The organism is Streptomyces flavofungini, assembly GCF_014650815.1.
Taxonomy (GTDB): domain Bacteria; phylum Actinomycetota; class Actinomycetes; order Streptomycetales; family Streptomycetaceae; genus Streptomyces; species Streptomyces flavofungini.
On sequence record NZ_BMVR01000005.1, the window covers coordinates 235,930 to 262,924 of the forward strand.

The following is a 26,995-nucleotide window of genomic DNA, read 5'->3' on the forward strand; positions in this document are numbered from 1 at the left end:
GGCGGTGAGTAGGTCTGTGGCGGTGGGCAACCTGTGGGGATGGGTACTGGAAACGAGTTGGAGCAGGTACTGCGGCGTGCGGTCCGCGGGGACGTGGACTTCTCCGTGACGGGGCGGGCGTTGAACACGATGGACGCGTCCAACTACCGCCGCGTCCCGCGAGGCGTCGTCGCCCCGTGCGACGCGGCCGACGTGGCCGCCGCCCTGGCCGTCTGCCGGGAGCACGAGGTGCCCGTGGTGGCGCGCGGCGGGGGGACGTCCATCGCCGGTCAGGCGACGGGGACCGGGGTCGTCCTGGACTTCACCCGGCACATGGGGGAGGTGCTGGAGCTGGATCCGCAGGCGCGTACGGCCCGCGTGCAGCCCGGCCTCGTACTGGACACCCTGCGGAGCCGAGCCGCCCGGCACGGGCTGACGTTCGGTCCTGATCCGTCCACGCACAGCCGCTGCACCCTCGGCGGCATGATCGGCAACAACTCGTGCGGCTCCCACTCCGTGGCCTGGGGGACGACGGCCGACAACGTGCGGGCGGTGACGGTGGTGCGGGGGGACGGGGAGCCCCGCACGCTGGAGCGGAGCACCTGGGACGGCGCCCCCGACGGCCTGCGCGCCCTCGTCGAGGGCGACCTCGCGCTGCTGCGGACCGGCTTCCCCGACCTCCCCCGCCGCATCTCCGGCTACGCCCTCGACGCCCTCCTCCCGGAGCACGGCCCCGACCTCCCCCGCTTCTTCTGCGGCAGCGAAGGCACCCTCGGCGTGCTGACGGAGGCCACCGTCCGCCTCGTCGAAGCGCCGCGCGCCCGCGCCCTCGCCGTCCTCGGCTACGCCGACGAGAGCGCCGCCGCCGAGGCCGCCCCCGGCCTGCTCCCGCACCACCCCCTCACCGTCGAGGGCATGGCCGCCGACCTCGTACGGGACCCGCGCGGCCTGCCCAAGGGCGGCGCCTGGCTGTTCGTGGAGACGGGCGGCGGCACGCAGGGGGAGGCGAAGGCGGGGGCCGAGGCGATCGCGCGCGCCGCGGACTGCCTGGACGCCGTCGTCGTCACCGATCCGGCGCGGCAGCGCGCCCTGTGGCGGGTCCGTGAGGACGCCTCCGGCACGGCCACCCGGATGCCGGACGGCAGCGAGGCCTGGCCCGGCTGGGAGGACTGCGCCGTACCGCCCGCCCGCCTCGGCCACTACCTCCGCGACTTCCGCGCCCTGCTCACCGACCACGGCCTGCGCGGCACCCCGTACGGGCACTTCGGCGACGGGTGCATTCATGTGCGGATCGATTTCGACTTGCTGAGCGCGGAGGGGGTCGGCCGGTTCCGGCGCTTCTCCGAGGACCTTGCCGATCTCGTTGTCGGGCACGGGGGTTCCCTCTCCGGTGAGCACGGTGACGGGCAGGCCCGCGCGGAGCTGCTGCCGAAGATGTACGGGGACGAACTCGTCCGGCTCTTCGAGCGCGTCAAGGACCTCTGGGACCCGGCGGGTCTCCTCAACCCCGACATGCTCGTCCGGCCCGCCCCCCTCGACACCAACCTCCGTTTCGCGCCCCTGCCCCGCGAGCCCGTCGATGTCGCCTTCGGCTACCCGCACGACGGCGGTGACTTCTCGGCCGCCGTCCGGCGGTGCGTCGGCGTCGCCAAGTGCCGTACCACGACGGCCGCTTCCGGTGGCGGCGTGATGTGCCCGTCCTTCCGCGCCACCGGCGAGGAGGAGCACTCCACGCGCGGCCGCGCCCGGCTCCTGCACGAGATGCTCGCCGGGGAGGTCGTCGAGGACGGCTGGCGCTCCACGGAGGTACGCGACGCGCTCGACCTGTGCCTGTCCTGCAAGGGCTGCCGCTCCGACTGCCCGGTCGGCGTCGACATGGCCACGTACAAGGCCGAGTTCCTGCACCACCACTACGAGGGGCGGCGCAGGCCCGCCGCGCACTACGCGATGGGGCGGCTGCCGCGCTGGCTGCGCGTGGTGGCGGTGACCCGTACGGCTCGGGTCGCCAACCTCCTCGCCGCCATCGGGCCGCTGGCCGCCCTCGCCAAGCGGCTGGGCGGGATCGAGCCGCGGCGGGCGCTGCCGAGGGTGGCGACGCGTACGTTCCGGCAGTGGTGGCGGCGGACGCGCGGGGACGCGGCCGCGGGGCGCGCGGGCGCCCCCGGTGGAGCACCTGGCGGGTCGCCTGACGGGGCGCCCGGCGGGTCCGGCCGCACCGTGGTCCTCTGGCCCGACACCTTCACCGACCACCTCTCGCCCGACGTCGCCCGTGCCGCCGTCCGCGTGCTCGAAGCCGCCGGTCTGACGGTCGTGCTGCCGCCGGACGGCGTGTGCTGCGGGCTCACGTACGTCTCCACGGGGCAGCTCGACCAGGCCCGCGCCGTGCAGCGCCGCACCCTGGAACTGATGCGTCCGCTGCTGGCCGCGGGGGCGCCCCTCGTCGTCCTCGAACCGAGCTGCGCGGCGGCACTGAAGACGGACCTGGTGGAGCTGGCCGCGCCTGCCGACGCGCGGGCGGGGGAGCTGGCGGCGTCGGTGCGTACGTTCGCGCAGGTCCTGGAGGAGTGCGCCCCCGACTGGCGGCCGCCGCGCCTGGACCGCCCCGCCGTCGGCCAGACCCACTGCCACCAGCACGCCGTCCTCGGCGACGCCGCCGAACGCCGCCTGCGCGCCGCCGCGGGCCTCGACGGCGAACTGTCCGGGGGCTGTTGCGGCCTCGCGGGGAACTTCGGGTTCGAGAAGGGGCACTACGACGTGTCGACGGCCTGCGCGGAGGAGCAGCTCCTGCCCGCCGTCCGGGAGGCGCCGCCCGGCGCGGAGGTCCTGGCGGACGGCTTCTCCTGCCGCACGCAGCTCGATCAGCTCGCGGGGGTGCGGGGGCGGCACCTGGCGGAGGTGCTCGCCGAGGGCCTCGACCAGTGAGGCGTACGTCTCTCTGCGGGGCTCGTAAGCCCCGAAAGGGTTCCATAATCCTGACGTAGTCCATTACCTTGGACGGAAGAGTCCATGAGCTTGGACTATAGGAAAGGTCGTCGTGGCGGCGACGGCGGGAAAGGCTTGGCGTGAACATCTCGCGTACGGATGGGTCGGCTGCGGTCGGGAGTGGCGCGGCCGCGTCCGTGGAGGCACCGGCCACCGTCGGCCGGCCCGAGGTCGCGGGGGAAGCCGCCGATGCCGCCGGTGCCGCGTCGGGCGGTCCCGGAAGCCGCCGCGCGGCCCTCGCGCCCATCGGCCTCGTCCTCGCGGGCTGCGTCTCCGTCCAGTTCGGCGGGGCCGTCGCCGTCAGCCTGATGCCGCGCGCCGGGGCGCTCGGCGTGGTCACCCTGCGGCTGCTCTTCGCCGCGCTCGTGCTGCTGGTGATCTGCCGCCCCCGGCTGCGCGGGCACTCGCGGGCCGACTGGGGAACCGTCCTCGCCTTCGGCGCGACGCTGGCCGCGATGAACGGCCTCTTCTACCAGGCCGTGGACCGCATCCCGCTGGGCCCGGCGGTCACCCTCGAAGTCCTCGGCCCGCTGGCCCTTTCGGTGATCACGTCCCGGCGCCTGGTGAACGTGGTCTGGGCGGGCCTCGCCCTGTGCGGGGTGTTCCTGCTCGGCGGGGGCGGCTTCGGGGAACTCGACCCGGTCGGGGTGGCGTTCGCGCTGGCGGCGGGGGCGATGTGGGCGACGTACATCGTGTTCAGCGCCCGTACGGGCCGCCGCTTCCCGCAGGCGGACGGCCTCGCCCTCGCGATGGCCGTGGCGGCGATCCTCGTCCTGCCCCTCGGCATCATCGAGTCCGGCTCGAAACTGACGGTCCCCAGCACCCTGGGCCTCGCGGCGGCGGTCGCCGTCATGTCCTCCGTCCTGCCCTACACCCTCGAACTCCTCGCCCTGCGCCGCCTGCCCGCCGCCACCTTCGCCGTGATGATGAGCCTGGAACCGGCCATCGCCGCCATCGCGGGCTTCCTGATCCTCAGCCAGTCCCTCACCCTCGTCGAATCCCTCGCGATCACCCTGGTCATCGCGGCGAGCATGGGCGCGGTGCGGACGCAGGTGGGGCGCGGGAAGGCGAAGACGGCGCCCTGAGAACGGCGCGAGCCCTGGCGTGGCCGGTGCCCTGGCCAGAAAATAACCAAGCACGCTTGCTTGTTTCTCGAAGCGCTGCCATGCTCCCAGGCACACCGCCCTGCCCGGAGGGGAGCGCACCGTGTCCGACGTCAGCGCCGTGCTCGACGACCTGCGTGCCGAGAGCGACGAACTCGACCGGCTGGTCGGGGACTTGGGGGAGTCGAGCTGGACGCTCGACACCCCCGCGGTCGGCTGGACCATCGCCCACCAGATCGCGCACCTCGCCTGGACCGACCGGGCCGCACTGCTCGCGGTGACCGACGCCGACGCGTTCGCCGCGCACGCGGCCGTCGCGCTGAAGTCCCCGGACACCTTCGTCGACGACGGCGCCCGGGAGGGGGCCGCGCTGCCCCCGGGAGAGCTGCTCGCCTCGTGGCGGGACGGGCGGGACGCGTTGCAGCGCGCGCTGCGGGCGGCGCCCGCCGGGGCCCGCTTCCCCTGGTACGGGCCGCCCATGTCCGCCGCCTCCGTCGCGACCGCGCGGATCATGGAGACCTGGGCCCACGGCCAGGACGTCGCCGACACCCTCGGCGTCCGGCGCGCACCCACCGACCGCCTCCGGCACGTCGCCCGCATCGGCGTCCGGGCGCGCGACTACGCGTACGCGGTCCGCGGACTCACCCCGCCCGCCGAGGAGTTCCGCGTCGAACTCCACACGCCCGATGGTGACGTGTGGACGTACGGGCCGGAAGGCGCGGCCCAGCGCGTCACCGGGCCCGCCCTCGACTTCTGCCTCCTCGCCACCCGCCGCGCCCACCGCGACGACCTGGCGGTACGGGCGCAAGGCCCCGACGCCGAGCAGTGGCTCAGCATCGCCCAGGCGTTCGCGGGCCCGCCGGGGGAAGGCCGGACGAGCGCGCAGGGCGCCGAGGAGGGCGGGGCGTGAGCGCCGAGGCGGCGGGGCAGGGCCCGCGCGACCCCCTGCGGATCGGCAACGCCTCCGGCTTCTACGGCGACCGCCACACCGCCGTGCGGGACATGCTCACCGGCGGCCCCCTGGACGTCCTCACCGGCGACTACCTCGCCGAGCTGACCATGCTCATCCTCGGCCGCGACCGCCTCAAGGACCCGGACCGGGGCTACGCGAAGACGTTCCTGAAGCAGATGGAGGAGTGCCTGGGCGAGGCGATGGACCGGGGCGTCCGGATCGTCGCCAACGCGGGCGGCCTCAACCCGGCCGGACTCGCCGAGCAGCTACGGGAGTTGGCGGAGCGGCTCGGCCTGGACGTGCGCGTCGCCCACGTCGAGGGCGACGATCTGGGCCCGCGCTTCCGCGAGGCCCTCACCGCGCACGCCTACCTGGGCGGCTTCGGCATCGCGGAGGCGCTCCGCGCGGGCGCCGATCTCGTCGTCACCGGCCGCGTCACCGACGCCGCCCTGGTGACGGGCCCCGCCGCCGCCCACTTCGGCTGGGGGCCCGGCGACCACGACCGGCTCGCGGGCGCCGTCGTCGCCGGGCACATCCTGGAGTGCGGCACCCAGGCCACCGGCGGCAACTACGCCTTCTTCCGCGAGCTCGACCCCGCGAGGATGACGCACCCCGGCTTCCCCCTCGCCGAGCTGCACGCCGACGGCTCCTGCGTGATCACCAAGCACGACGGGACGGGCGGAGTCGTCGACGTCGGCACGGTCACCGCGCAGCTCCTGTACGAGACCTCCGGCGCCCGCTACGCCGGACCCGACGTCACCGCGCGCCTCGACACCGTCCGCCTCACCCAGGAGGGCCCGGACCGCGTCCGCGTGGACGGCGTCCGCGGCGAGGCACCGCCCCCCACCCTCAAGGCCGGGCTCACCCGCGTCGGCGGGCACCGCAACGAAGTCGTGTTCGTCCTCACCGGCCTCGACGTCGACGCGAAGGCCGACCTGGTGCGCGCCCAGATCGAGGACGCCCTGGACCGCGCCAAGTCCCGCCCCGCCGAGGTGCGCTGGGAGCTGGCCCGCACCGACCGCGCCGACGCGCCCACGGAGGAGACCGCCAGCGCCCTGCTGCGGCTCGTCGTGCGCGACCGGGACGCGGACGTGGTCGGCCGCGCCCTCAGCGGCGCCGCGATCGAACTCGCCCTCGGCAGCTACCCCGGGTTCCACGTCACCGCCCCGCCCGGCAAGGGCACCCCGTACGGGGTGTTCGAGGCGGTCCACGTCGACGCCACCTCCGTACGACAGGTGGCGGTGACCCCGGACGGGCTGCGCGTCGCCATCCCGGCGGCGGCAGCGGCGGGGGGCGGGACCCGTGAGCTGGCCGACGTCGAGCCGCCGGACCTGCCCGAGCCGTTGGCGTACGAGCGGACCCGGCGCGTGCCCCTCGGGACCGTCGCCGGTGCCCGCAGCGGTGACAAGGGCGGGGACGCCAACGTCGGTGTGTGGGTGCGCACGGACGACGCCTGGCGGTGGCTCGCCCATCACCTGACCGTCGACGAGTTCCGGCGGCTGCTCCCGGAGAGCCGGGAGCTGCAGGTCACCCGGCACCTGCTGCCCAACCTGCGCGCCCTGAACTTCCACGTCGAGGGCATCCTCGGCGCCGGAGTCGCCTCGCAGGCCCGCTTCGACCCGCAGGCCAAGGGCCTCGGCGAGTGGCTGCGCGCCCGCCACCTCGACATCCCGGAGGTACTGCTTTGAATCCTCCCCTCCCTGAAGGGAGGGGATTCCTGGCTCAGGCTGCCTCTGGGAGCAGCGCTCCCGGAGGTCTTACGCCCTCGACACCAGCCGGGTTGAGACCAGCCCGGACCAGCATCACGCGCGCGGAGTTCTTATCCCGAGGGGACACGGCTTCGCACGCGGTGCAGGTGTAAGTACGTTCCGAAAGAGGAAGTGCATGCTTGGCTCTCGTCATGCAGTGCGCGCAGTCCATGGTGGTGTGCGCGGGATGCACGAGGCGCACATCGCGTCCGTGCTTGCGGCCCATCTCGATCAGGGCCGTCTTGGTGGCGCTGATCGCCGCGTCAGCGGCCTTGCGGGCCATGGTGGTCTTGGCGAGGAACTTCGGGTGGAAGTCCTCGACGGCGATGGCGTCGTGGTTGCGGACAGCGCGCTTGGCCCACTTGCGTGCGGTGTCCTGGCGTTGCCGGGCTACCTTCTTGTGCAGCTTCGCCGTCTGCGCCTGGGCCTTCCGGTAGCCGCGCGAAGCGGGCTGTCCCTTCGCGGGCCTACGGCGGGCCATCATCCGCTGGTAGCGGGCGAGGCGCTGCGCAGCGTTCTTTCCGTGCTCGGCGTGGGGGAGGTCGTGCACGTCGGACGTGGTGGTGGCGGTCTCCGTGACGCCCCAGTCCACACCGAGCACGGCGCTGGTCCTGGGGAGCGGCTGCACCTCGGTGGCGACGACGAACGACGCGTACCAGTGCCCCAAGGAGTCCTGGTAGATCCGCACGCTGGAGGGCGCGGCCGGGAGGTCGCGGGACCAGACGACCGTCAGGACGATCCCGCCCGCGACGTGCAGGCGGCCGTCCTTCAACCGGAACCCGCGCGTCGTGTAGTTCAGGGTCGGCAGCGCGTCAGGCTTCCGCTTGATGCGGGGCATCCCGGCGCGCTGCCGGAGCGGCAGCTTCGCCTTGATGTCCTTGAGTGCCTTGGCGCGGGACTTGGCGAAGTCGCGGATGGTCTGCTGCTGCGGCACCGACGCACCCTCACGCAGCCACGACATGGCGTTGCGGGCCTCGGTCAGCATCTTGTCAAGCTGGGCCGGGCCGCACGTCGTCTTCTCGACCGCCCCCTGGTTCGCAGCGTGGACCTTGCGGGACATGGCCACGCACTCGTTCCACACCCACCGGCAGCGCGCCCACTCGGTTTCAAGGCCGGTGCGGGCGGTCGACGACAGGCGAAGCCGGTAGGTGTACCGGGCATGCCCGGCGCCCCCCGATATCGACGGTGTCGTCATGACACCATTCTAACACTACGATTGAGGGCATGGATCATGAAGTGCGCATCACGCTCAGGCTGCCCGCCGACCTGCACGAGTGGCTGGTCTCTCAGGCCAAGTCCGCCCGCAGGTCCCTCAACTCCGAGATCCTGCACCGGCTTGAGGTCGGGCGCGGCAGCGACTCGGCAGACGAGCAATCGCCCTGACAGCGATTGCTCTTTCCTCGCCCTGCTCCGCAGGGCTCCGATTCCTCCCCGCCCTGAAGGCCGGGGCATCCTCGGAGGTATCAGGTGACCGTGCTCGCGTCCGCGCTCGACCCGGCGAGCCCCGAGTACGCCGACCACCGCGCCGCCATGCTCGCCAAGCTGGCCGACCTCGACGCCGAGCAGGCCAAGGCGCTGGCGGGGGGCGGCGAGAAGTACGTCCAACGGCACCGGGACCGGGGGAAGCTGCTGGCCCGGGAGCGCATCGAGCTGCTGCTCGACCCGGACACGCCGTTCCTGGAGCTGTCGCCGCTCGCCGCGTGGGGCAGCGAGTACCCGGTCGGAGCCTCCATGGTCACCGGCATCGGCGTCGTCGAGGGCGTGGAGTGCCTGATCACCGCCAACGACCCGACGGTACGCGGCGGCGCCAGCAACCCCTGGACGCTGAAGAAGGCGTTCCGCGCGCACGAGATCGGCCACGCCAACCGGCTGCCGTCCGTCCACCTGGTGGAGTCCGGGGGCGCCGACCTGCCGTCCCAGAAGGAGATCTTCATCCCGGGCGGCGCCCTGTTCAAGCACCTCACGCGTTCGTCGGCCGCCGGGATCCCGACCGTCGCCGTCGTCTTCGGCAACTCCACGGCGGGCGGCGCCTACGTCCCCGGCATGTGCGACCACGTGATCATGGTCAAGGAGCGCGCGAAGGTGTTCCTCGGCGGGCCGCCGCTGGTGAAGATGGCGACCGGCGAGGAGAGCGACGACGAGTCCCTGGGCGGCGCCGAGATGCACGCCCGCACCTCCGGCCTCGCCGACTACCTCGCCGAGGACGAGCACGACGCGCTCCGCCAGACCCGCCGCGTCGTCGCCCGCCTCAACTGGCGCAAGGCGCACGCCGACCCGGCCGTCCCCGCCGAGCCGCCCAAGTACGACACCGAGGAACTCCTCGGCATCGTCCCCGGCGATTTGCGCACCCCCTTCGACCCCCGCGAGGTCATCGCGCGGATCGTCGACGGCTCCGACTTCGACGAGTTCAAGCCGCTGTACGGGACGAGCCTGGTGACGGGCTGGGCGCGCCTGCACGGCTACCCGGTCGGTGTCCTCGCCAACGCGCAGGGCGTGCTGTTCTCCGCGGAGTCGCAGAAGGCCGCCCAGTTCATCCAGTTGGCGAATCAGCGTGACATCCCGCTGCTGTTCCTGCACAACACCACCGGCTACATGGTCGGCAAGGAGTACGAGCAGGGCGGCATCATCAAGCACGGCGCGATGATGATCAACGCGGTCAGCAACTCGCGGGTGCCGCACCTGTCGGTCCTGATGGGCGCCTCCTACGGCGCCGGGCACTACGGCATGTGCGGGCGCGCCTACGACCCCCGGTTCCTGTTCGCCTGGCCCAGCGCCAAGTCCGCCGTCATGGGCCCGCAGCAGCTCGCGGGCGTCCTGTCGATCGTGGCGCGCCAGTCGGCGGCGGCGAAGGGCAAGCCCTACGACGACGACGCCGACGCGGCGCTGCGCGCGATGGTGGAGCAGCAGATCGAGTCCGAGTCGCTGCCGATGTTCCTCTCGGGGCGTCTCTACGACGACGGGGTGATCGACCCGCGCGACACCCGCACCGTCCTCGGGATCTGCCTGTCCGCCCTCCACACGGCCCCGGTCGAAGGCGCGCGCGGCGGCTTCGGCGTCTTCAGGATGTGAGGCAAGGTGACTGAATCTCCCATGATCTCCAAGCTGTTGGTCGCCAACCGGGGCGAGATCGCCTGCCGGGTGTTCCGTACCTGCCGGGAGCTCGGCATCGCCACGGTCGCCGTGCACTCCGACGCCGACGCGGACGCGCTGCACGTACGAGAGGCCGATGAGGCGGTACGGCTGCCGGGGGCGGCGCCTTCGGAGACGTATCTGCGCGGCGAGCTGGTGGTGAAGGCCGCGCAGGCGGCGGGCGCGGACGCGGTCCACCCGGGCTACGGCTTCCTGTCGGAGAACGCCGCCTTCGCGCGGGCCGTCGCCGACGCGGGCCTGCTGTGGATCGGGCCGCCGCCGGAGGCCATCGAGGCGATGGCCTCCAAGACCCGCGCCAAGGAGCTGATGGGGCTCGCACCGCTGGCCGTGGACGCGGTCACGGAGGCCGACCTTCCGGTGCTCGTGAAGGCAGCGGCCGGCGGTGGCGGGCGCGGGATGCGGGTCGTACGGGAACTGGACGCCCTCAAGGGTGAGTTGGCGGCCGCGCGGGCCGAGGCGGCCAGCGCCTTCGGGGACGGCGAGGTGTTCGTCGAGCCGTACGTCGAGGGCGGGCGGCACGTCGAGGTGCAGGTCATGGCCGACGGGCACGGGACGGTGTGGGCGCTCGGGACGCGCGACTGCACGCTGCAGCGCCGCCATCAGAAGGTCATCGAGGAGGCCCCGGCACCCGGGCTCGACAGTGAACTCGTGGCGCGACTGCACGCGTTGGCGACCCGCGCCGCCCGCGCTACCGACTACCGGGGCGCCGGGACCGTGGAGTTCCTGGTCGCCGCCGACGGCACCGCGCACTTCCTGGAGATGAACACCCGCCTCCAGGTCGAACACCCCGTGACGGAGGCCGTGTTCGGCCTCGACCTGGTCGCCCTGCAGCTCCGCGTCGCCGAGGGCGAGCCGCTGCCCGGCCCGCAGCCGCCGCCCGCGCACGGGCACGCCGTCGAGGCCCGCCTCTACGCCGAGGACCCGGCGGCCGGGTGGGCCCCGCAGACCGGCACCCTGCACCGCATCGCCGTGCCGGACGGGGTGCGCCTCGACACCGGGTACGCGGACGGCGACACCGTCGGCGTGCACTACGACGCGATGCTCGCGAAGGTCGTCGCCCACGCGCCGACCCGCGCGGAGGCGCTGCGGAAGCTGGCGGGCGCCCTGGACCGGACGGTGGTCCACGGCCCGGTCACCAACCGGGAGTCGCTGGTGCGGTCGCTGCGGCACCCGGAGTTCGCGGCGGCCCGCATGGACACGTCGTTCTACGACCGGCATCTGCCCGGGCTGACGGCCCCCGACCCCGGCCCGTGGGCCCGGTACGCGCCGCTGGCCGCAGCCCTCGCCGACGCCTGCGGCCGGTCCCGGTTCGGCGGCTGGCGCAATCTGCGCTCGCAGCCGCAGGTCAAGCGGTACCTGAGCGTGGCGGACGGCGTCGAGCACGAGGTCCGGTACGCGCACACCCGTGGCGGCCCGGTCGCCGACGGCGTCCGCGTGCTGCGGGCCGCGCCCGACCTCGTGGTGCTCGAAGCCGACGGCGTGCGGCGGGAGTTCGCGGTGGCGTCGTACGGCGGGAGCCGCGTGTACGTCGGGAACGTGGCGCTGGACGCGCTGTCGCCGCTGCCCGAGCCCACCGTGCGGCAGGAGCCGGGCTCGCTGCTCGCGCCGATGCCGGGGACGGTGCTCCGGGTCGGGGAGGGCCTGGCGGCGGGCGCGCGGGTCGAGGCCGGGCAGCCGGTGGTGTGGCTGGAGGCGATGAAGATGGAGCACCGGGTCGTGGCCCCCGCCGCCGGAACCCTCACCGCGCTGCACGCGGAGCCGGGGCGGCAGGTCGAGGTGGGCGCGCTGCTCGCGGTGGTCCAGGAGGACGCCCAGCTCGCGGCGGGGCAGGAAGACGTACAGCTCACTGTGGTCGAGGAAGACGTACAGGAGGAAGAACTGTGAACGCTCCCGTGCTCGAAACCGAGGAACACCAGGCGTTGCGCGCGGCCGTCGCGGCGCTCGGCAAGCGCTACGGCCGCGCCTACATGACCCGCGTCGTGCGGGACGAGGGCCACCCCGACGAGCTGTGGGCGGACGCCGCCAAGCTCGGCTACCTGGGCGTGAACCTGCCCGAGGAGTACGGCGGCGGGGGCGGCGGCATCGCCGAACTCTCCATCGTCCTGGAGGAGTTGGGGGCCGCCGGCAGCCCACTGCTGATGATGGTGGTGTCCCCGGCGATCTGCGGCACGGTGATCGCCCGCTTCGGCACCGAGGCGCAGCGGCGGACGTGGCTGCCGGGCCTCGCCGACGGCACCCGCACGATGGCGTTCGGCATCACCGAGCCCGACGCGGGCTCCAACTCGCACCGCATCACCACCACCGCCCGCAGGGACGGCGACGACTGGGTCCTGACCGGCCGCAAGGTCTTCATCTCCGGCGTCGACATCGCCGACGCCACCCTCGTCGTGGGCCGCACCGAGGACGCCCGCACGGGCAAGCTGAAGCCCTGCCTGTTCATCGTCCCGCGCGACGCGCCGGGCTTCACCCGCCACCGCATCGACATGGAACTCCAGGCCCCGGAGAAGCAGTTCGAGCTGGTGCTCGACGAGGTGCGGCTGCCCGCCGACGCGCTGGTGGGCGACGAGGACGCGGGCCTGCTCCAGCTCTTCGCCGGGCTCAACCCGGAGCGCATCATGACGGCCGCGTTCTCCCTCGGCATGGCGCGCTTCGCGCTCGCGCGGGCCGTGGAGTACGCCAAGGAACGCAGCGTCTGGAAGTCCCCGATCGGCGCCCACCAGGCGATCGCGCACCCGCTCGCCCAGTCCCACATAGAGATCGAGCTGGCCCGCCTGATGATGCAGAAGGCGGCCCGCCTGTACGACGACGGGGACGACCTGGGGGCGGGCGAGGCCGCGAACATGGCGAAGTTCGCGGCGGCCGACGCCTGCGTGAAGGCCGTCGACCAGGCGGTGCACACCCTCGGCGGCAACGGCCTGACCAAGGAGTTCGGGCTCGCCTCGCTGATCGTGGCGTCCCGGGTCGCGCGGATCGCGCCGGTGAGCCGGGAGATGATCCTCAACTTCGTGTCCCACCAGAGCCTGGGCCTGCCCAAGTCGTACTAGGTGTCCGAGTCTTCCCAGGGAGTTCTGATGGCAGTGGTACTCGTCTCGGAGCCGGACCGGGGCATCGTCACCCTCACGCTGGACTCGCCCGCGAACCGCAACGCCCTGTCGGCGGCCCTGGTCGGTGAACTGGCGGACGCACTCGCCGAGTCGGGCCGGGACGACGGCGTGCGCGCGGTGGTCCTGACCCACACGGGGTCGACGTTCTGCGCGGGCGCCGACCTGCGCGAACCCCCCGACCCGGGGGCGTTCGTGGCGCTGCTCCGGCAGCTCGTGGAGCTGCCGAAACCCGTGGTGGCGCGGGTGCGCGGGCACGTGCGGGCGGGCGGGCTCGGGCTGCTCGGGGCGTGCGACATCGCGGTGGCGGGCGGACCGGACGTGTCGTTCGCGCTGACCGAGGTGCACATCGGGGTCGTACCGGCGGTGATCTCGCTGACGCTCCTGCCGCGCCTGGACGCGCGCGCCGCGAGCCGCTACTACCTCACCGGTGAGCGCTTCGGCGGCGCGGAGGCGGCCCGGATCGGCCTGGTCTCGGCGTACGCGGGGGCCGATGACGGCGTCGGCGTGGTCCTGGAGCCGGTGCTCGAAGGGCTGCGCAAGGCCGCTCCGGGGGCGCTGGCCGACGCGAAGAGACTCGTCACGGCTAGGGTTCTTGACGCATTCGACAAGGAAGCGGACGCCCTCGTCGCCCTCTCCGCCCACCGCTTCGGCTCCGCCGAGGCCAAGGAGGGGATGGAGGCGTTCCTGGAACGACGGGAGCGTTCATGGGCGCTGTGACCGAGGCCGACCGCGCCCCCAAGCAGGACCGCAGCCGGGTCACCCGGCAACGGCTCCTGGAGGCGGCGGTGTCCTGCCTGGCCGAACACGGCTGGGCGGGCTCGACGGTGTCCGTCGTCGCGGAGCGGGCCGGGGTGTCGCGCGGCGCCGCCCAGCACCACTTCCGCACCCGCGAGGAACTGTTCACGGCCGCCGTCGAGTACGTCGCCGAGGAACGGTCGGCCGCGCTGCGCGGGCTGTTCCCCGAGGGCGCCGGGGGCCCGGCCGGGGCCGACCGGACCGCGGTGGTCGCGGCCCTGGTCGACCTGTACACCGGCCCGCTGTTCCGGGCCGCCCTGCAGCTGTGGGTCGCCGCGTCCAACGAGGAGCAACTCGGTCCGCGCGTCGCCGAGTTGGAGGCCCGGGTCGGCCGGGAGACCCATCGGATCGCGGTGGAGCTGCTCGGCGCCGACGAGAGCGTGCCGGGGGCGCGGGAGACCGTACAGGGGCTGCTCGACATGGCTCGGGGGCTCGGGCTCGCGAACCTCCTCACGGATGACGGGGCCCGGCGGCAGCGGGTCGTGGCGGAGTGGGGGCGGCTGGTGGACGAGGCGTTGGGCTGAGGGGTCCGGCCGAGGGGGGCGGTGGGCCCCGGCTCAGTCGAGCGGCTCGTGGTTCGCCCACGTGACCCGGTACGGGTGGCGGGACTGCCAGTGGTGGATGAGTTCCCCGACGCCGGGAGCCGTGAAGGACGCGGCGAGGGCGTCGGTGCCGGTGAGGCCGAACCAGATGACCGCGGCCGCGGCAGGCGTGGAAAAGGCCTCCTCGCCGGGCACCGGGAGGTGCCGCCGCGCCGAGACCGTCTGCGCGTGGCCGGAGTCGAGCATGACGCGTTCGATGTCCTTGAGGAACTGATCGAGGTCCGCGTCCGGGATCGGGCCTTCGAAGGAAACCATCATCGTGTGCTGGATCATGCGGCCATCGAAACAGGCGTACACGAGTGGAGTCCAAGACCGATTCGGCCTCGACCCATAACCTGTGGGCATGGTGGAACTGGAGACCCGGGAGCTGGAGTACTTCGTCGCGGTCGCGGACGAGCTGCACTTCGGGCGGGCCGCCGACCGCCTCTCGATCGCCCAGCCCGCGCTGTCCAAGGCGATCCGGCGCGTCGAGTCCCGGCTCGGCGTGCGGCTCTTCGACCGCTCCAGCCGCCATGTGGCGCTCACGCCCGCGGGTGCGGCGCTGCTGGAGCACGGGCGGCACGCGCTGAACGCGGTCGGCGCCGCGGTCCGGCACGCCCGGCGGGCCGGTGACGCCGACGCGCGCCTACGGCTCGTACTCAAGCCGGGCGGGGACGCGCACCTGCTGTCCGGGATGCTCGCCGCGTACGCGGACCGGCCCGACGCGCGCCGGGTGGACATCCTGTTCAGCGGCGCCACCGACCGGGTCGACCACCTGCGCGACGGCCGGGCGGACGTGGCGCTGCTGTACGTGCCCTTCGACGACCTGGACGGCCTCGCGCACGAGACGCTGCACGTCGAGGGGCGCGTCGCGGTGCTGCCCGCAGGGCACCGCCTTGCCGGGCGCGACGAGCTGCGCCTTGCCGACCTTGAGGGGGAGACGCTGCCGCGCTGGAAGGGCGTGCGCGACGACGGGAGCGGCTGGGAGACCGGCGGGCTCGGCCCGGACGCCGACGCGCGCCGTCCGGAAGTCGCCGACGTGACGCAGATGATCCACCTGATCACCCTCGGCCGGATGATCGCGGTCCTGCCCCGCTCCCTCGTCGAACCCGTCCCCGCGGGCATCGTGTGCGTACCCGTGACCGACGCGAGCCCCAGCACGCTCGTCATCGCCTGGTCCGAGCGCGACCGCCGCCCCCTGGTCGCCTCGTTCGTGGCGGCGGCGGTCGCTGCGAGTACGGCGTGACGCGGTGCGGCCGCGGTGCGTCCGCCGACGGGGTCAGCCCTTGAGGTTGCCGTACCCGGCGATCTCCTGGGGGCCGCGGGCGGCCGGGCCGATGTAGCGCGCCGAGGGGCGCACGAGGCGGCCGGTGCGCTTCTGCTCCAGGATGTGCGCCGACCAGCCCGCGGTGCGGGCACAGGTGAACATCGAGGTGAACATGTGCGCCGGGACCTCGGCGAAGTCCAGGACGATCGCTGCCCAGAACTCCACGTTCGTGGCGAGGACGCGGTCCGGGCGGCGATCGTGCAACTCGTCCAGGGCCGCCTTCTCCAGCGCCTCCGCGACCTCGAAGCGGGGCGCGCCCAGCTCGCGGGCGGTGCGGCGCAGGACGCGGGCGCGGGGGTCCTCGGCGCGGTAGACGCGGTGGCCGAAGCCCATCAGGCGCTCGCCCTTGTCCAGGGCGCGCTTGACGTAGGCGACGGCGTCGCCGGTGCGCTCGATCTCCTCGATCATGCCGAGCACGCGGGACGGCGCGCCGCCGTGCAGCGGGCCCGACATGGCGCCGACCGCGCCGGACAGGGCGGCGGCGACGTCGGCGCCGGTGGAGGCGATGACGCGGGCGGTGAACGTGGAGGCGTTCATGCCGTGCTCGGCGGCGGACGTCCAGTACGCGTCGACGGCCTGGACGTGGCGCGGGTCGGGCTCGCCGCGCCAGCGCCGCATGAAGCGCTCCACGACCGTCTCGGCCTTGTCGATCTCGCGCTGCGGGACCATCGGCAGGCCCTGGCCGCGGGCGGACTGGGCGACGTAGGAGAGCGCCATGACGGCGGCGCGGGCCAGGTCGTCGCGGGCCTGGGCCTCGTCGATATCCAGGAGCGGGCGCAGGCCCCACACCGGGGCGAGCATGGCGAGCGCCGACTGCACGTCGACGCGGATGTCACCGGAGTGCACGGGGATCGGGAACGGCTCGGCCGGGGGCAGACCGGGGTCGAAGGCGCCGTCGACGAGCAGGCCCCAGACGTTGCCGAAGGAGACGCTGCCGACCAGGTCCTCGATGTCGACGCCCCGGTAGCGCAGGGCACCGCCTTCCTTGTCCGGTTCGGCGATCTCCGTCTCGAACGCGACGACTCCTTCAAGTCCGGGTACGAAGTCGGACATCAGGCGGCTCCTCATGATGTGGGCGACACGGTGTGTACGGCGATGTGTGTACGACGGGATGTCGTGCGACCCGAGGCCTGGGCGCTGGGGTCGGGGTAACCCGGTGATGCCCCGCGCGGCCGGAGGTCACCCAACCGACACGGATTCGGAACGATAACCCTTGGTGCCACCCTTGGCGACGGACAGCGGCACCCAGTGCCACACATCACCTTCAGGTGGGTCCGCGCGCCCGCCGACTGCCGCTGTGGGGCGGGGTGTTCGTATACGGCAAGATGACCGCGTGACCGACTTCCGCGCCACCGCCCCCGACGCGTCCGGGCCCGAGGTGCCCGGCTCCCCGACGCCCGCCCCCGCTCCGCCCGGACCTGCGCCTTCGTCCGCCGCGGCGGGTTACGACGTGGCCGCGATGCGGGCGCAGTACCGCGCCGAGGGCATCGCCGAGACCGACTTCCCCGCCGATCCGGTCGAGCAGTTCGGGGCCTGGTTCGCGGCCGCCGCCGCCGAGGCCGCCGACCCCGCCGGGGTGATCCGGGAGCCGAACGCCATGGTCGTGTCGACCGCCGACGCGCAGGGGCGGCCCGGCTCCCGCACGGTGCTCCTCAAGGGGTACGACGCGCGGGGCTTCGTCTTCTACACCAACTACGAGTCCCGCAAGGCGCGGGACATCGACGCCAACCCGCACGTCTCGCTGCTCTTCCCCTGGCATCCGATGGCCCGCCAGGTGATCGTCGCCGGTACGGCCGAGCGGATCGGGCGGGACGAGACCGTGCGGTACTTCCGGGGGCGGCCGCACGGCTCGCAGCTCGGGGCGTGGGCCAGCGCGCAGTCGTCCGTGATCGCCTCCCGGGACGAACTCGACGCGGCGTACGCGGAGTTGGCGGCCCGCTACCCCGAGGGCGAGCAGGTCCCGGCCCCGCCGAACTGGGGCGGCTACCGGATCACCCCGCGCACCGTCGAATTCTGGCAGGGCCGCACGAACCGCCTCCACGACCGCCTCGTCTACACCCGGCCGGACGCGGCGGCCCCGTGGACCCTCCAGCGCCTCAGCCCCTGACCCCGGCGGCGGGGCCCCGGCGCGGGCGGCGGCCGCCCGCGCCGGCGCGGGCCTACGACCCCGCCAGGACCCCGTCCAGGAACGGCTCGATCGCCTGGCGCCAGCCCTCCGGCTGGTCGTAGTGGACGAGGTGGCCGGCGTCGGGGACCTCCGCGTACGCCCCGCGGGGCAGGACGCGGACCATTTCCTGGGACTCGGCGCGGCCCAGCTCGCCGTCCAGGCCGCGGACGACGAGGGCGGGGCACTGGACCTGGACGAGTTCCTCCCAGTGCGCGTCGAACACCCACGTCTCGCGGGACTTCAGCATCTGCGCGGGGTCGAAGACGGGCCGCCACCCGTCCTCCCCCTCGGCCATGACCTCGGAGAAGAACGCCCCGCGTGAGGGGTTGGGCCGCTCCACCCACGGATCGTCCTCGCCGAACCACTTCCGCACGTCGGCGAGCGTCGCGAAGGGCACCGGCCAGGACTTGAACCAGTCCTCCCACTCCCGCTGGGACGCGGCGCCGAGCGCCGACGCACGCATGTCGCAGATGATCAGGCCGCGGACCAGGTCGGGGCGGCGCGCGGCGAGCTGCCAGGCGGTGAGCGCGCCCATGGAGTGCCCGATGAGCACCGCGGGCGCGAGGCCCAGCTGCTCCAGGGCGGCCTCGGCGTCGTCGACGTACGCCTCGCGGTCGTAGGGCCCGTCGGCGGGCTTGTCGCTCTGCCCGTGCCCCCGCTGGTCGAGCGCGACCGCGCGGTGGCGCTCGGAGAGCCAGCGTGCCGTGCCCGCCCAGTGCGAGGCGCGGCCCATCAGGCCGTGCAGTAACAGCACTCCGCCCGGGGGCGAGTCGGCCTCCCTGGATTTGGGAGGGTCGGCGTACTCCCAGGCGGCGAGGCTCACGCCGCCCGCGCCGGTCACGTCGATGCGCCGCACCATGGTCCCAGGCACCCCCCTTGACTCCGCTCGGGTTGTTCACTCACGCACCCCGGCACGCTATCGAACCCTCATTCGACAGCGGCCGTCCTGCCGCCAACACCCCTCGTTCGGGTGACCATGCTCAAGGATTGACCGCCGCCGCCGAGGGGAGATCTTCAACGGGGGGCGGGCCGCTCGGGGAAGCCGGTCCGAGGGGGATGACCCTGGGAGCTCGGGGCTCCGGGTCAGCACAGGGGAGGACAGGCCCCGGCGCTCAAGGGCGCCGGGGCCCTCTGTGTGCGCGCCGCGCCCCGCGGCGCGCCCCGCGCGTTCCAGTTCCGCTGTCGGGCACATCGTCTGCCCCCTCTCCGGCTCTCCGGCCTTTCCCCGGTCCCGCTCCGCTCCGGTCGCCTTCCGGCCCGTTCAGGCGCCGTTCCGGTCCCTGCCTGGCCCGCTTCGGCCCTGCCGCGGCCGTCCGGCCAGGTCCCGGCGGTGCGCTCGGCCGCGTCCCGGTGCCGACCCGGTCAAGTGCCCTCAGGTCATATGCCTCACGCGACAGCCTCGCACGCAAACCGTCCCGGCGCTGCGATTCGGCACACTGAATCTTGGACTCCGGCGGGTCTCGGACTCGCCTCAACTGCACCTGTGGTAACGGCAGTTGACGCGGGCGCCGAGACCCGCCGGGGCCCGGAGCCGCACGCGGTCAGCGCTTGGCGACGAACACGTGCGACGCGACGTCGGCCGCCAGCTCGGCGGCCTCGCCGCTGCTGCCCACGAGCACCCCGCCGGCGGACTCCGTCACGCTCACGACCGAGCCGGGCTGCACGCCCGCGCGCCGGAGCGTGTACATCAGCTGGGCGTCCGTCTGAATCGGCTCGCCGATCCGGCGCACCACGACCGTCTTGCCGTCCGTGCCCGGGTCGAGGTCGATCAGGGAGACCATGCCCTCGTCCAGGAACGGGTCGGCGCCGTCCTTCTCGCCCAGCTCCTCCAGGCCCGGGATGGGGTTGCCGTACGGCGACTCGGTGGGGTGGCGCAGGAGCTCCAGGACGCGGCGCTCCACCGCCTCGCTCATCACGTGCTCCCAGCGGCAGGCCTCGGCGTGCACCTGCTCCCACTCCAGGCCGATCACGTCGACCAGGAGACATTCGGCGAGGCGGTGCTTGCGCATCACGCGGGTGGCGAGACGGCGGCCCTCCTCGGTCAGCTCCAGGTGCCGGTCGCTGGCGACGGCCACCAGGCCGTCGCGCTCCATGCGCGCCACCGTCTGGCTCACCGTCGGGCCGCTCTGGTCGAGCCGCTCGGCGATGCGGGCGCGCATGGGGACGACACCCTCCTCCTCCAGTTCGAGGATGGTGCGCAAATACATCTCAGTGGTGTCAATAAGCCCCGACATGGGTGCCCCTCAGATTTCGCTCGTGCGCTGGCCCTGCCCTCAATTCTGACGCATACCACTGACAACCGGGTTGCGCCGGGAAAAGAGGCGGTCCGAGGCCGTGTGGAAGGCCGTATTGACAGGGCACTGGTCCAGACCGCACCGTGATCCGCGACACGACGGGACTACGGGACGACGGCGGGACGAAGGGGTTTCGCGGATGAGCGACGGCATGCGTGACGGCGGGACCGGTGCGACCGGCGGCACCGGTGGTACCGGTGGGGCGGGCGCGTCCGGCGACCGCGAGCTGGCCGGGCGGTATCTGGACGCCGCCATCGGCCTCCTGCAGCGCGTCCGCGACGAGGAGGCCGACCGCATCACCGCCGCGGGCGAGCTGATCGCCGACGCCGTCGCCGCCGAGGGCCGCCTCTTCGCCTTCGGCGCGGGCCACTCCTCCCTCGCCGCCCAGGACGTCGTCTACCGCGCGGGCGGCCTCGCCCTGATGAACCTGCTCTCCGTGCCCGGTGTCGTCGGCGTCGACGTGATGCCCGCGACGCTCGGCTCGGCCCTGGAGCGCGTCAACGGGCTCGCGGGCGCCGTCCTGGACTCCAGCCCGGTCCGGCCCGGCGACGTGCTGGTGATCATCTCCCTGTCCGGGCGGAACTCGCTGCCCGTGGAGATGGCCGTCAACGCCCGCGCCCTCGGCCTCAAGGTCATCGGCGTGACCTCGGTGGCGTACGCCACGGAGACGAAGTCGCGGCACGTCACGGGCAGCTTCCTGAAGGACCACTGCGACCTCGTCCTCGATTCCAAGATCGCCGTGGGGGACGCGGAGCTGGCCCTCGACTCCGTGGACGCGCCGTTCGGGCCCGCCTCCACGATGGTCGCGAGCGCGTTGATGCAGGCCATGATGGCCTCGGCCGCGGCCGCTCTGGCCGCGCGGGGCATCCAGCCGCCGCTGCTGCGCTCGGCCAACGTCGACGGCGGCCATGACTGGAACGGGCGGGTCTTCTCCGAGTACGGGGATCGGATCTTCTACCGTCACTGAGGGCTCCGCCGGGTGGGCTGTGATGTGACCGCGGCGCCCCGGGGGAAGCGCACGGTCACCCGTAGGCCGCCGCCCGCCCCGTTCGCCTCCGCCTCCGCCGTTCCCCCGTGCGCCCTCGCTATCGCCGTCACGATCGACAGGCCCAGGCCCGAGCCCTCGCCGTGTGCGTGGGTGCGGGGGCGCAGGCGGTGGAACGGCTCGAAGAGGTGGGTGACGGTGGCGGGTGGGATGTCGGGGCCGGTGTTGGTGACGGTGACGCCGTCGGACGTCGTGGTCACCTCGACCCGGCCGCCGGTCGGGACGTTGTGGCGCACGGCGTTCGCGACCAGGTTGTGCACCAGGCGCTCCAGGAGCACGCCGTCGCCGTGGACGGTGAGCGGGGCGGTCCGTACGGCGACCGTGACGTCACGCCGGGCGGCCTCCTCGGCCAGCGCGTCGGCCACCTCGTGGGCGGTGACGTCCAGGGCGACGGGTTCGTGCCGCTCCAGGGCGCGGCCGGGGCCGCTCGGCGCGTCGGCGGTGGCGAGCAGCAGCAGCCCCTCGATGAGGCGCTCGCTGCCGTCGGCGACGGAGATCAGCTTCGTACGGATGCGGGCGACGTGCTCCGGCGGCGGGTTCCCGGCGAGCCCGATCTCGGCGGCGGCCCGCTGCACGGCCAGGGGCGTACGCAGCTCGTGGGCCGCGTTGGCCGCGAACCGCTGCTGCGCGCCGACCAGCCGCTCGATCCGGTCGAGCATCGCGTCGAAGGTGTCGGCGAGCTGCTTCAGCTCGCCGGGCGGCGCGTCGAGGGCGATGCGTTCGTGCAGGTTGGAGCCGGAAAGACGGCGCGCGCTCTCGGTGATCACGGCGACGGGACGCAGCACACGGCCCGCCATCCACCAGGCAAGGGCGACGGACAGCACGACGTACACGGCGAGGACGATCACGGAGACCGAGAGCAGCCGGCCGAGCGCGGCCTCCCCGGCGGCGTCGCTGACCCGGGTCACCGCCTGTGCGGGCACGGTGTCGGAGAGTTTCATGGGCCGCGCGGGCGCGGCCACCTCGTGCGTCGGCAGGACCCACGGCGGGCCGAAGCCGTCCCGGCCGACCCGGGTCCCGGGCACGGCCGTGGTGACGGCCGTGCTGATCGACGAGTACAGGCCCTGCCGTACGAGGACGTACACCACGCCGGTGAGCAGCGCGCCCGCGAGGACCAGGAGGACGCCGTACAGCGCGGTCAGGCGGGCGCGCTCGCCGTGCACCCGCAGGGCGCCCCGCCGCCCGGCCCACGGCGGGCGGTGGACCTCGGACGCCCGGTCGGCGTGCGCGGAGGGCGCGGAGGGCGCGGCGTGCGAGCCGGGGGAGCCGAGAGGGCCGGGGGAGCCCACCGCGTCGAGCGAGGCGGCGCAGGCGCACAGACCGGTCGCCCGCCTCACAGCGACACCCCCGATATCCGGTACCCCGCCCCCGGCACCGTCTCCACCACCCCCGGCTCCCCGAGCTTCGCGCGGAGCTTGGAGAGGGTGACGCGGACGGCGTTGGTGCGGTAGCTGGTGTCCTCCTCCCAGACCTGTTCGATCAGGTCCTCGCCGCTGACGACCGCGCCGTCCGCGCGAAGCAGCGCCTCCAGGACGGCGAATTCCTTCCGGGACAGCGACAGGTGGCGGCCGTCCCGGCTGGCCTGGCGGCGTGCGGTGTCCAGGACGACGCCCGCGCGCTCGATGACCGGCGGCAGCGCGGGCCGGGCGCGCCGCCCGAGAGCGAGGACCCGGGCGAGCAACTCGTCGTACGCGAACGGCTTGGTCAGGTAGTCGTCGGCGCCGAGCCCGAGGCCCGCGACGCGGTCGCGCACCGTGCCCGCCGCCGTGAGCATCAGGACCCGGGTGAGCAGCCGCTGCCGTACGACCCGGCGGCACACCTCGTCGCCGTGCACGCCGGGCAGGTCCCGGTCGAGGACGAGGACGTCGTACTCGCCGAGCTGGAGCTTGCGCAGCGCGGTCAGGCCGTCCGCGGCCACGTCGACCGCGAGCGCGTCGCGGCGCAGCCCGACGGCGATCATCTCGGCCAGGAATTCCTCGTCCTCCACCAGCAGTACGCGCATGCCGCCCTGTGTACCCGAGGGCCACCTTTCGCCGGTGTAAAGGTTTGCCGTGAGAGAGACGAAACCCCGCTTCCGGTGAGCCTGTGCCGCAGCGGCCGCGATCAGCGCCGGCCACCGGACACCAGGGGAAGCCATGACACGTACGCGTACCCGCAGCCGTTCAGCCGCGCTCGCCACCGCGGCCGCCGCCCTCGCGCTCCTCGCGACCGCCTGCGGCGGCGGGGACGACGGCGACGGCAAGAAGGACACCGGCGGCAAGGAGAACGCCGCCGACAAGGCCTTCAAGGAGCGCGAGTGCCTTCGCAAGCACGGCCTCAAGGTCCCCGAGCCGAAGTCGGGCCAGGACGGCAACGGCATCACGATCGGCGGTGACCTCAGCAAGGAGAAGATGCAGAAGGCCCTCAAGGAGTGCACCGGCAAAGGCCCGGGGTCGGCGGGCGGCGGCGTCTCGCAGGCCGACAAGGACAAGATGGTCAAGTACGCGCAGTGCATGCGCAAGAACGGCTTCAACATGCCGGACCCGGAGTTCAAGGACGGCATGGCGCGCGCGATGCCCGCGCCGAAGGGCGCCGAGATGAAGAAGATGGAGAAGGCCGCCAAGGCGTGCAAGGGCATCGTCGGATGAGGCGGCGCACGGCAGTCCTCTCGACGGTCGTCGCCCTGCTCGCGGTCACCGGCGCCGGGGTCGCCGTCACCGGACACAGCGGGCTCATGGGGGACGGCGGCGACGACGGCGGGTCGACGCGGAGCGCGGACCTGCCGCCCGCCACCGCGGCCGTCGAGCGCGGCGACCTCAGCAGCGGCACCCAGGTCGACGGCACCCTCGGCTACGCCAAGGAACGCAAGGTCAACGCGGGCGGCGCGGGCATCCTCACCCGCACCCCGGGCACGGGCGACACCATCCGGCGTGACGGGCGCCTGTACGAGGTCAACGGTGTGCCCGTACGCCTGATGTACGGCACCGTGCCCATGTACCGCACCCTGAAGCCGGGCTCCGAGGGCGAGGACGTACGGCAGCTCGAACTGAACCTCCAGGCGCTCGGGTACGCGGCCGGGCTCGCCGTCGACGACGAGTACACGGCGGGGACCGCGGCCGCCGTGAAGCGCTGGCAGAAGGCGCACGAGCGGCGGCAGACGGGGCGGGTCGAGCCCGGCGACATCGCCTTCTCGCCGGCCGCGGTGCGCGTGAAGTCCGTGGCCGCGGCGGTCGGCGACCAGGTGTCGCCCGGCCGCCCCGTGCTCACGACGACCGCGTCCGAGCGCGTCGTGCGGTTCCAGCTGGAGGTGTCCGACGGGAAGCTGGCGAAGGTCGGCACCAAGGTCGAGGTGTCGCTTCCGGACGGCTCGACGGCGTCCGGCAGGGTCGCCGCGGTCGGCAGGACCGCGAAGCCCGGCGACGACCCGGCCGACAAGACCCCGAAGATCCCGGTGACGGTGTCCTTCAACGACCCCTCCGACGTCAGCGGCTTCGACCAGTCCCCGGTCACCGTGAACCTCACCGGCGAGACCCGCGAGGGCGTCCTCTCCGTCCCCGTCAACGCCCTCCTCGCGCTGCCCGGCGGCGGCTACGGCGTCCAGGTCGTCGCCGACGGGAAGGCCCGCCAAGTGCGCGTGAAGCTCGGCATGTTCGGCTCGGGCCGGGTCGAGGTGAGCGGCGGGGGGCTGCGGGCCGGGATGAAGGTCGGGGTGCCGAAGATATGAGCCTGCGGCGTGCGGAGCGTACGTACGAGGGGGCAGGGCCCGGGGACGGCGTCGAGCCGGTGCCCGCGGGCGGCCACCCCCGTCCCGGTCCCGGCCCTCGCCCGGTCGTCCGCCTCACCGGTGTCACCAAGGAGTACCCGGGCGGTGTCGCCGCCCTGCGCGGCGTCGACCTCGACGTCGGGGAGGGCGAACTCCTCGCCATCGTCGGCCCGTCGGGCTCCGGCAAGTCCACGCTGCTGCACATCGTGGGCACGCTGGACCGGCCGACGGCGGGCACGGTCGAGATCGCCGGGCACGACGTGGCCGCCCTGTCCGACCGGAAGCTGTCCGCGCTGCGGGCCTCCCGGATCGGCTTCGTGTTCCAGGCCTTCCACCTGGTCCCCGGCGTCAGCGCCCGCGACAACGTGGCCGAGGGCCTGCTCTACTCCGGCCTGCCGCGCGCGGTGCGGCGGGCCCGTGCCGCCGAGGCCCTGGACCGCGTCGGCCTCGCCGACCGGATGCGGCACCGGCCGCACGAGCTGTCCGGCGGCCAGAAGCAGCGCGTCGCCATCGCCCGCGCGGTCGTCGGCGAACCGGACCTGCTGCTCGCCGACGAACCCACCGGAGCGCTCGACTCCGCCTCTGGCGAGGCGGTCCTCGAACTCCTGCACGGCCTCAACTCCGAGGGCGCGACGATCGCCGTCATCACCCACGACGGGCAGATCGCGGACCGGCTGCCCCGGCAGGTGCGGATCCGCGACGGCCAGGTGGTGCACGATGGCGGCCGCGCCGTCCAGGACGTACCAGCACAGGGAGCCGTGGCGCGATGACCGCAGACCGTACGCAGCCGAAACGGCTGCGCGCCGCCCGGCTGAGCCCCCGCGACATCGCCCACGTCGGCTCGTCCGGCCTGCGCAGCCGCCCCCTGCGCGTGGTCCTCTCCGCGCTCGGCATCGCGATCGGCATCGCCACGATGGTCGCGGTGGTCGGCGTCTCCGCCTCCAGCAAGGCCCAACTCCTCGAAAAACTGGACAAGTTGGGTACGAACATGCTGGTGGCCGCGCCCGGCGACGCGCTGTTCTCCGGTGAGGAGCCGAAGCTGCCGAAGGACGCGGTGGGCCGGGTGTCCCGGGTCGAGGGCGTCGAGGACGTGGGCGCCACCGGCGACCTGGAGCGCTCGGTGCGGCGCAGCGAGAAGATCCCCGAGGGCGAGACGGGCGGCATCGCCGTCAAGGCGGCCACGGAGGACCTGCTGAAGGTCCTGCGCGGCCGGACGGCCAGCGGCACCTGGCTGAACGCCGCCAACGGCCGCTATCCGTCGATCGTCCTCGGCCATGTCGCCGCCCGCCGCCTCGGGATCACCTCGCCGGGGCAGCAGGTCTGGGTGGACGACCGGTACTTCACGGTCATCGGCATCCTCGCCCCGCTGCCGCTCGCCCCCGACATCGAACGCTCGGCCCTCACCGGCTGGGCCGCGGCGAAGTCGCTGCTCGGCTTCGACGGGCACCCGACGTCGCTGTACGAGCGCTCGGCGGACGACGCCGTGCACGACGTCCGGGCGCTGCTCGCCGCGTCGATCTCACCCGAGAGCCCGCGCGACGTGAAGGTCACCGACCCGTCGGCGGCCCTCCAGGCCAAGGCGGACACGGAGGGCGCGTTCTCCACGCTGCTCCTGGGCCTCGGCGGCATCGCCCTCCTCGTGGGCGGCGTGGGCGTGGCCAACACCATGATCATCTCGGTCCTGGAGCGCCGCTACGAAATCGGCCTGCGCCGGTCCCTGGGGGCCACCCGCGGCCAGATCCGCATCCAGTTCGTCACCGAGTCGCTGATGCTGTCCGGCCTCGGCGGCCTGGCGGGCGTCGTGCTCGGCGCGGCGGCCACCGCGGCCTACGCGGCGTCCGGCGACCTGCCGTGGGTGGTTCCGCTGTGGGCGGTGACCGCGGGGTTCGGTGCGACCCTGGCGATCGGGACGGTGGCGGGGTTGTACCCCGCGGTGCGGGCGGCGCGGTTGTCTCCGACGTTGGCGTTGCACGCGGCGTAGGTGGGCCCTGCGGGGCATTCCCCAGTCCCGCCCCTTCCCGAAACC

At 73.7% G+C, this 26,995-nt stretch carries 24 protein-coding genes; 17 read left to right on the forward strand and 7 right to left on the reverse strand.

The window, feature by feature from the left end:
* Positions 1 to 39 precede the first annotated feature (39 nt).
* From IE274_RS14500 to IE274_RS14515, 4 genes are all read left to right on the forward strand, one after another.
* Entirely contained in the window at positions 40 to 2,901 is a 2,862-nt protein-coding gene (locus tag IE274_RS14500) for an FAD-binding and (Fe-S)-binding domain-containing protein (RefSeq protein ID WP_190116125.1), read from the forward strand.
* A gap of 197 nt (positions 2,902 to 3,098) precedes the next feature.
* Positions 3,099 to 4,046: an EamA family transporter gene (locus IE274_RS14505; RefSeq protein ID WP_190116486.1), complete on the forward strand. Its 948-nt coding sequence runs from the start codon at positions 3,099 to 3,101 to the stop codon at positions 4,044 to 4,046.
* A gap of 121 nt (positions 4,047 to 4,167) precedes the next feature.
* Positions 4,168 to 4,974 (forward strand): TIGR03084 family metal-binding protein, encoded by an 807-nt coding sequence (locus tag IE274_RS14510; RefSeq protein ID WP_190116126.1) that lies wholly within the window; start codon positions 4,168 to 4,170, stop codon positions 4,972 to 4,974.
* Positions 4,971 to 6,704, forward strand: coding sequence for an acyclic terpene utilization AtuA family protein (locus tag IE274_RS14515; protein WP_190116127.1), 1,734 nt, complete (start codon positions 4,971 to 4,973; stop codon positions 6,702 to 6,704). Before IE274_RS14510 ends, IE274_RS14515 begins: the two co-directional genes overlap by 4 nt.
* Positions 6,705 to 6,738: 34 nt before the next feature.
* On the opposite strand, the gene IE274_RS14520 is transcribed toward IE274_RS14515, so the two are convergent.
* A complete protein-coding gene (locus IE274_RS14520) occupies positions 6,739 to 7,959 on the reverse strand; it encodes an RNA-guided endonuclease InsQ/TnpB family protein (RefSeq protein ID WP_190116128.1) in 1,221 nt (406 codons plus the stop codon).
* A 29-nt stretch (positions 7,960 to 7,988) separates the two neighbouring features.
* Here IE274_RS14520 and IE274_RS14525 point away from each other — a divergent pair, with 29 nt between their 5' ends.
* The 6 genes from IE274_RS14525 to IE274_RS14550 all read left to right on the forward strand — a co-directional run bounded on the left by IE274_RS14525 (position 7,989) and on the right by IE274_RS14550 (position 14,337).
* The gene (locus tag IE274_RS14525) at positions 7,989 to 8,147 is read left to right on the forward strand and encodes an Arc family DNA-binding protein (RefSeq protein ID WP_190116129.1); all 159 of its coding nucleotides are present in this window, start codon (positions 7,989 to 7,991) and stop codon (positions 8,145 to 8,147) included.
* A gap of 84 nt (positions 8,148 to 8,231) precedes the next feature.
* Positions 8,232 to 9,833: an acyl-CoA carboxylase subunit beta gene (locus IE274_RS14530; RefSeq protein ID WP_190116130.1), complete on the forward strand. Its 1,602-nt coding sequence runs from the start codon at positions 8,232 to 8,234 to the stop codon at positions 9,831 to 9,833.
* A 21-nt stretch (positions 9,834 to 9,854) separates the two neighbouring features.
* On the forward strand, positions 9,855 to 11,798 hold the full coding sequence (locus IE274_RS14535) for an acetyl/propionyl/methylcrotonyl-CoA carboxylase subunit alpha (protein ID WP_190116131.1): 1,944 nt from the start codon (positions 9,855 to 9,857) through the stop codon (positions 11,796 to 11,798).
* Complete coding sequence (locus tag IE274_RS14540) at positions 11,795 to 12,958, forward strand: acyl-CoA dehydrogenase family protein (RefSeq protein ID WP_190116132.1); 1,164 nt, start codon at positions 11,795 to 11,797, stop codon at positions 12,956 to 12,958. Before IE274_RS14535 ends, IE274_RS14540 begins: the two co-directional genes overlap by 4 nt.
* A gap of 27 nt (positions 12,959 to 12,985) precedes the next feature.
* Complete coding sequence (locus IE274_RS14545; RefSeq protein ID WP_190116133.1) at positions 12,986 to 13,735, forward strand: enoyl-CoA hydratase family protein; 750 nt, start codon at positions 12,986 to 12,988, stop codon at positions 13,733 to 13,735.
* Positions 13,723 to 14,337: a TetR/AcrR family transcriptional regulator gene (locus IE274_RS14550; protein ID WP_190116134.1), complete on the forward strand. Its 615-nt coding sequence runs from the start codon at positions 13,723 to 13,725 to the stop codon at positions 14,335 to 14,337. The genes IE274_RS14545 and IE274_RS14550 overlap by 13 nt, the downstream gene beginning before the upstream one ends.
* A 33-nt stretch (positions 14,338 to 14,370) precedes the next feature.
* On the opposite strand, the gene IE274_RS14555 is transcribed toward IE274_RS14550, so the two are convergent.
* Positions 14,371 to 14,688: a hypothetical protein gene (locus IE274_RS14555; protein WP_190116135.1), complete on the reverse strand. Its 318-nt coding sequence runs from the start codon at positions 14,686 to 14,688 to the stop codon at positions 14,371 to 14,373.
* 70 nt (positions 14,689 to 14,758) lie between these two features.
* On the opposite strand from IE274_RS14555, the gene IE274_RS14560 reads away from it, so the two are divergent.
* A complete protein-coding gene (locus tag IE274_RS14560) occupies positions 14,759 to 15,640 on the forward strand; it encodes a LysR family transcriptional regulator (RefSeq protein ID WP_190116136.1) in 882 nt (293 codons plus the stop codon).
* Positions 15,641 to 15,673: 33 nt separating this feature from the next.
* Here the strand turns inward: IE274_RS14560 and IE274_RS14565 are convergent, their stop codons facing one another.
* Positions 15,674 to 16,774 carry a citrate synthase 2 gene (locus tag IE274_RS14565; protein ID WP_190116137.1) on the reverse strand — a complete coding sequence of 367 codons (1,101 nt, stop codon included), beginning with the start codon at positions 16,772 to 16,774 and terminating at the stop codon, positions 15,674 to 15,676.
* 406 nt (positions 16,775 to 17,180) lie between these two features.
* Here IE274_RS14565 and pdxH point away from each other — a divergent pair, with 406 nt between their 5' ends.
* Positions 17,181 to 17,828, forward strand: a complete 648-nt coding sequence (gene pdxH / locus IE274_RS14570) for a pyridoxamine 5'-phosphate oxidase (RefSeq protein WP_190116487.1) — start codon at positions 17,181 to 17,183, stop codon at positions 17,826 to 17,828.
* Between the two features lie 52 nt (positions 17,829 to 17,880).
* On the opposite strand, the gene IE274_RS14575 is transcribed toward pdxH, so the two are convergent.
* Positions 17,881 to 18,747 carry an alpha/beta fold hydrolase gene (locus IE274_RS14575; protein WP_190116488.1) on the reverse strand — a complete coding sequence of 289 codons (867 nt, stop codon included), beginning with the start codon at positions 18,745 to 18,747 and terminating at the stop codon, positions 17,881 to 17,883.
* Between the two features lie 682 nt (positions 18,748 to 19,429).
* Positions 19,430 to 20,122, reverse strand: a complete 693-nt coding sequence (locus IE274_RS14580) for an iron-dependent transcriptional repressor DtxR (RefSeq protein ID WP_030361523.1) — start codon at positions 20,120 to 20,122, stop codon at positions 19,430 to 19,432.
* 199 nt (positions 20,123 to 20,321) lie between these two features.
* Between IE274_RS14580 and IE274_RS14585 the strand changes: the two genes are divergently transcribed.
* Positions 20,322 to 21,149, forward strand: a complete 828-nt coding sequence (locus IE274_RS14585) for an SIS domain-containing protein (protein ID WP_229909544.1) — start codon at positions 20,322 to 20,324, stop codon at positions 21,147 to 21,149.
* Here IE274_RS14585 and IE274_RS14590 read toward each other — a convergent pair.
* Positions 21,143 to 22,390 carry a sensor histidine kinase gene (locus IE274_RS14590; RefSeq protein ID WP_190116490.1) on the reverse strand — a complete coding sequence of 416 codons (1,248 nt, stop codon included), beginning with the start codon at positions 22,388 to 22,390 and terminating at the stop codon, positions 21,143 to 21,145. The two genes, IE274_RS14585 and IE274_RS14590, sit on opposite strands and share 7 nt — an antisense overlap.
* Before the next feature lie 170 nt (positions 22,391 to 22,560).
* On the reverse strand, positions 22,561 to 23,229 hold the full coding sequence (locus tag IE274_RS14595) for a response regulator transcription factor (RefSeq protein WP_190116138.1): 669 nt from the start codon (positions 23,227 to 23,229) through the stop codon (positions 22,561 to 22,563).
* A gap of 133 nt (positions 23,230 to 23,362) precedes the next feature.
* Here IE274_RS14595 and IE274_RS14600 point away from each other — a divergent pair, with 133 nt between their 5' ends.
* Genes IE274_RS14600 through IE274_RS14615 form a run of 4 tightly spaced genes read left to right on the forward strand, consistent with a single transcriptional unit; the run spans position 23,363 to position 26,950 of the window.
* Entirely contained in the window at positions 23,363 to 23,854 is a 492-nt protein-coding gene (locus tag IE274_RS14600) for a hypothetical protein (protein ID WP_190116139.1), read from the forward strand.
* Positions 23,851 to 24,930 carry an efflux RND transporter periplasmic adaptor subunit gene (locus IE274_RS14605; protein WP_190116140.1) on the forward strand — a complete coding sequence of 360 codons (1,080 nt, stop codon included), beginning with the start codon at positions 23,851 to 23,853 and terminating at the stop codon, positions 24,928 to 24,930. The genes IE274_RS14600 and IE274_RS14605 overlap by 4 nt, the downstream gene beginning before the upstream one ends.
* Positions 24,927 to 25,739, forward strand: a complete 813-nt coding sequence (locus tag IE274_RS14610; RefSeq protein WP_229909545.1) for an ABC transporter ATP-binding protein — start codon at positions 24,927 to 24,929, stop codon at positions 25,737 to 25,739. Before IE274_RS14605 ends, IE274_RS14610 begins: the two co-directional genes overlap by 4 nt.
* The gene (locus IE274_RS14615; RefSeq protein WP_190116141.1) at positions 25,736 to 26,950 is read left to right on the forward strand and encodes an ABC transporter permease; all 1,215 of its coding nucleotides are present in this window, start codon (positions 25,736 to 25,738) and stop codon (positions 26,948 to 26,950) included. Before IE274_RS14610 ends, IE274_RS14615 begins: the two co-directional genes overlap by 4 nt.
* Positions 26,951 to 26,995 lie beyond the last annotated feature (45 nt).

Bases quoted from the DNA above. Each gene is read 5' to 3' on its own strand.
- IE274_RS14615 (WP_190116141.1), top strand. From the start codon at position 25,736: ATGACCGCAGACCGTACGCAGCCGAAACGGCTGCGCGCCGCCCGGCTG.
- IE274_RS14575 (WP_190116488.1), bottom strand. From the start codon at position 18,747: ATGGTGCGGCGCATCGACGTGACCGGCGCGGGCGGCGTGAGCCTCGCC.
- pdxH (WP_190116487.1), top strand. From the start codon at position 17,181: ATGCGGGCGCAGTACCGCGCCGAGGGCATCGCCGAGACCGACTTCCCC.
- IE274_RS14585 (WP_229909544.1), top strand. From the start codon at position 20,322: ATGAGCGACGGCATGCGTGACGGCGGGACCGGTGCGACCGGCGGCACC.
- IE274_RS14610 (WP_229909545.1), top strand. From the start codon at position 24,927: ATGAGCCTGCGGCGTGCGGAGCGTACGTACGAGGGGGCAGGGCCCGGG.
- IE274_RS14595 (WP_190116138.1), bottom strand. From the start codon at position 23,229: ATGCGCGTACTGCTGGTGGAGGACGAGGAATTCCTGGCCGAGATGATC.
- IE274_RS14580 (WP_030361523.1), bottom strand. From the start codon at position 20,122: ATGTCGGGGCTTATTGACACCACTGAGATGTATTTGCGCACCATCCTC.
- IE274_RS14545 (WP_190116133.1), top strand. From the start codon at position 12,986: ATGGCAGTGGTACTCGTCTCGGAGCCGGACCGGGGCATCGTCACCCTC.
- IE274_RS14535 (WP_190116131.1), top strand. From the start codon at position 9,855: ATGATCTCCAAGCTGTTGGTCGCCAACCGGGGCGAGATCGCCTGCCGG.
- IE274_RS14555 (WP_190116135.1), bottom strand. From the start codon at position 14,688: ATGATCCAGCACACGATGATGGTTTCCTTCGAAGGCCCGATCCCGGAC.
- IE274_RS14565 (WP_190116137.1), bottom strand. From the start codon at position 16,774: ATGTCCGACTTCGTACCCGGACTTGAAGGAGTCGTCGCGTTCGAGACG.
- IE274_RS14520 (WP_190116128.1), bottom strand. From the start codon at position 7,959: ATGACGACACCGTCGATATCGGGGGGCGCCGGGCATGCCCGGTACACC.
- IE274_RS14525 (WP_190116129.1), top strand. From the start codon at position 7,989: ATGGATCATGAAGTGCGCATCACGCTCAGGCTGCCCGCCGACCTGCAC.
- IE274_RS14600 (WP_190116139.1), top strand. From the start codon at position 23,363: ATGACACGTACGCGTACCCGCAGCCGTTCAGCCGCGCTCGCCACCGCG.
- IE274_RS14560 (WP_190116136.1), top strand. From the start codon at position 14,759: ATGGTGGAACTGGAGACCCGGGAGCTGGAGTACTTCGTCGCGGTCGCG.
- IE274_RS14500 (WP_190116125.1), top strand. From the start codon at position 40: ATGGGTACTGGAAACGAGTTGGAGCAGGTACTGCGGCGTGCGGTCCGC.
- IE274_RS14605 (WP_190116140.1), top strand. From the start codon at position 23,851: ATGAGGCGGCGCACGGCAGTCCTCTCGACGGTCGTCGCCCTGCTCGCG.
- IE274_RS14550 (WP_190116134.1), top strand. From the start codon at position 13,723: ATGGGCGCTGTGACCGAGGCCGACCGCGCCCCCAAGCAGGACCGCAGC.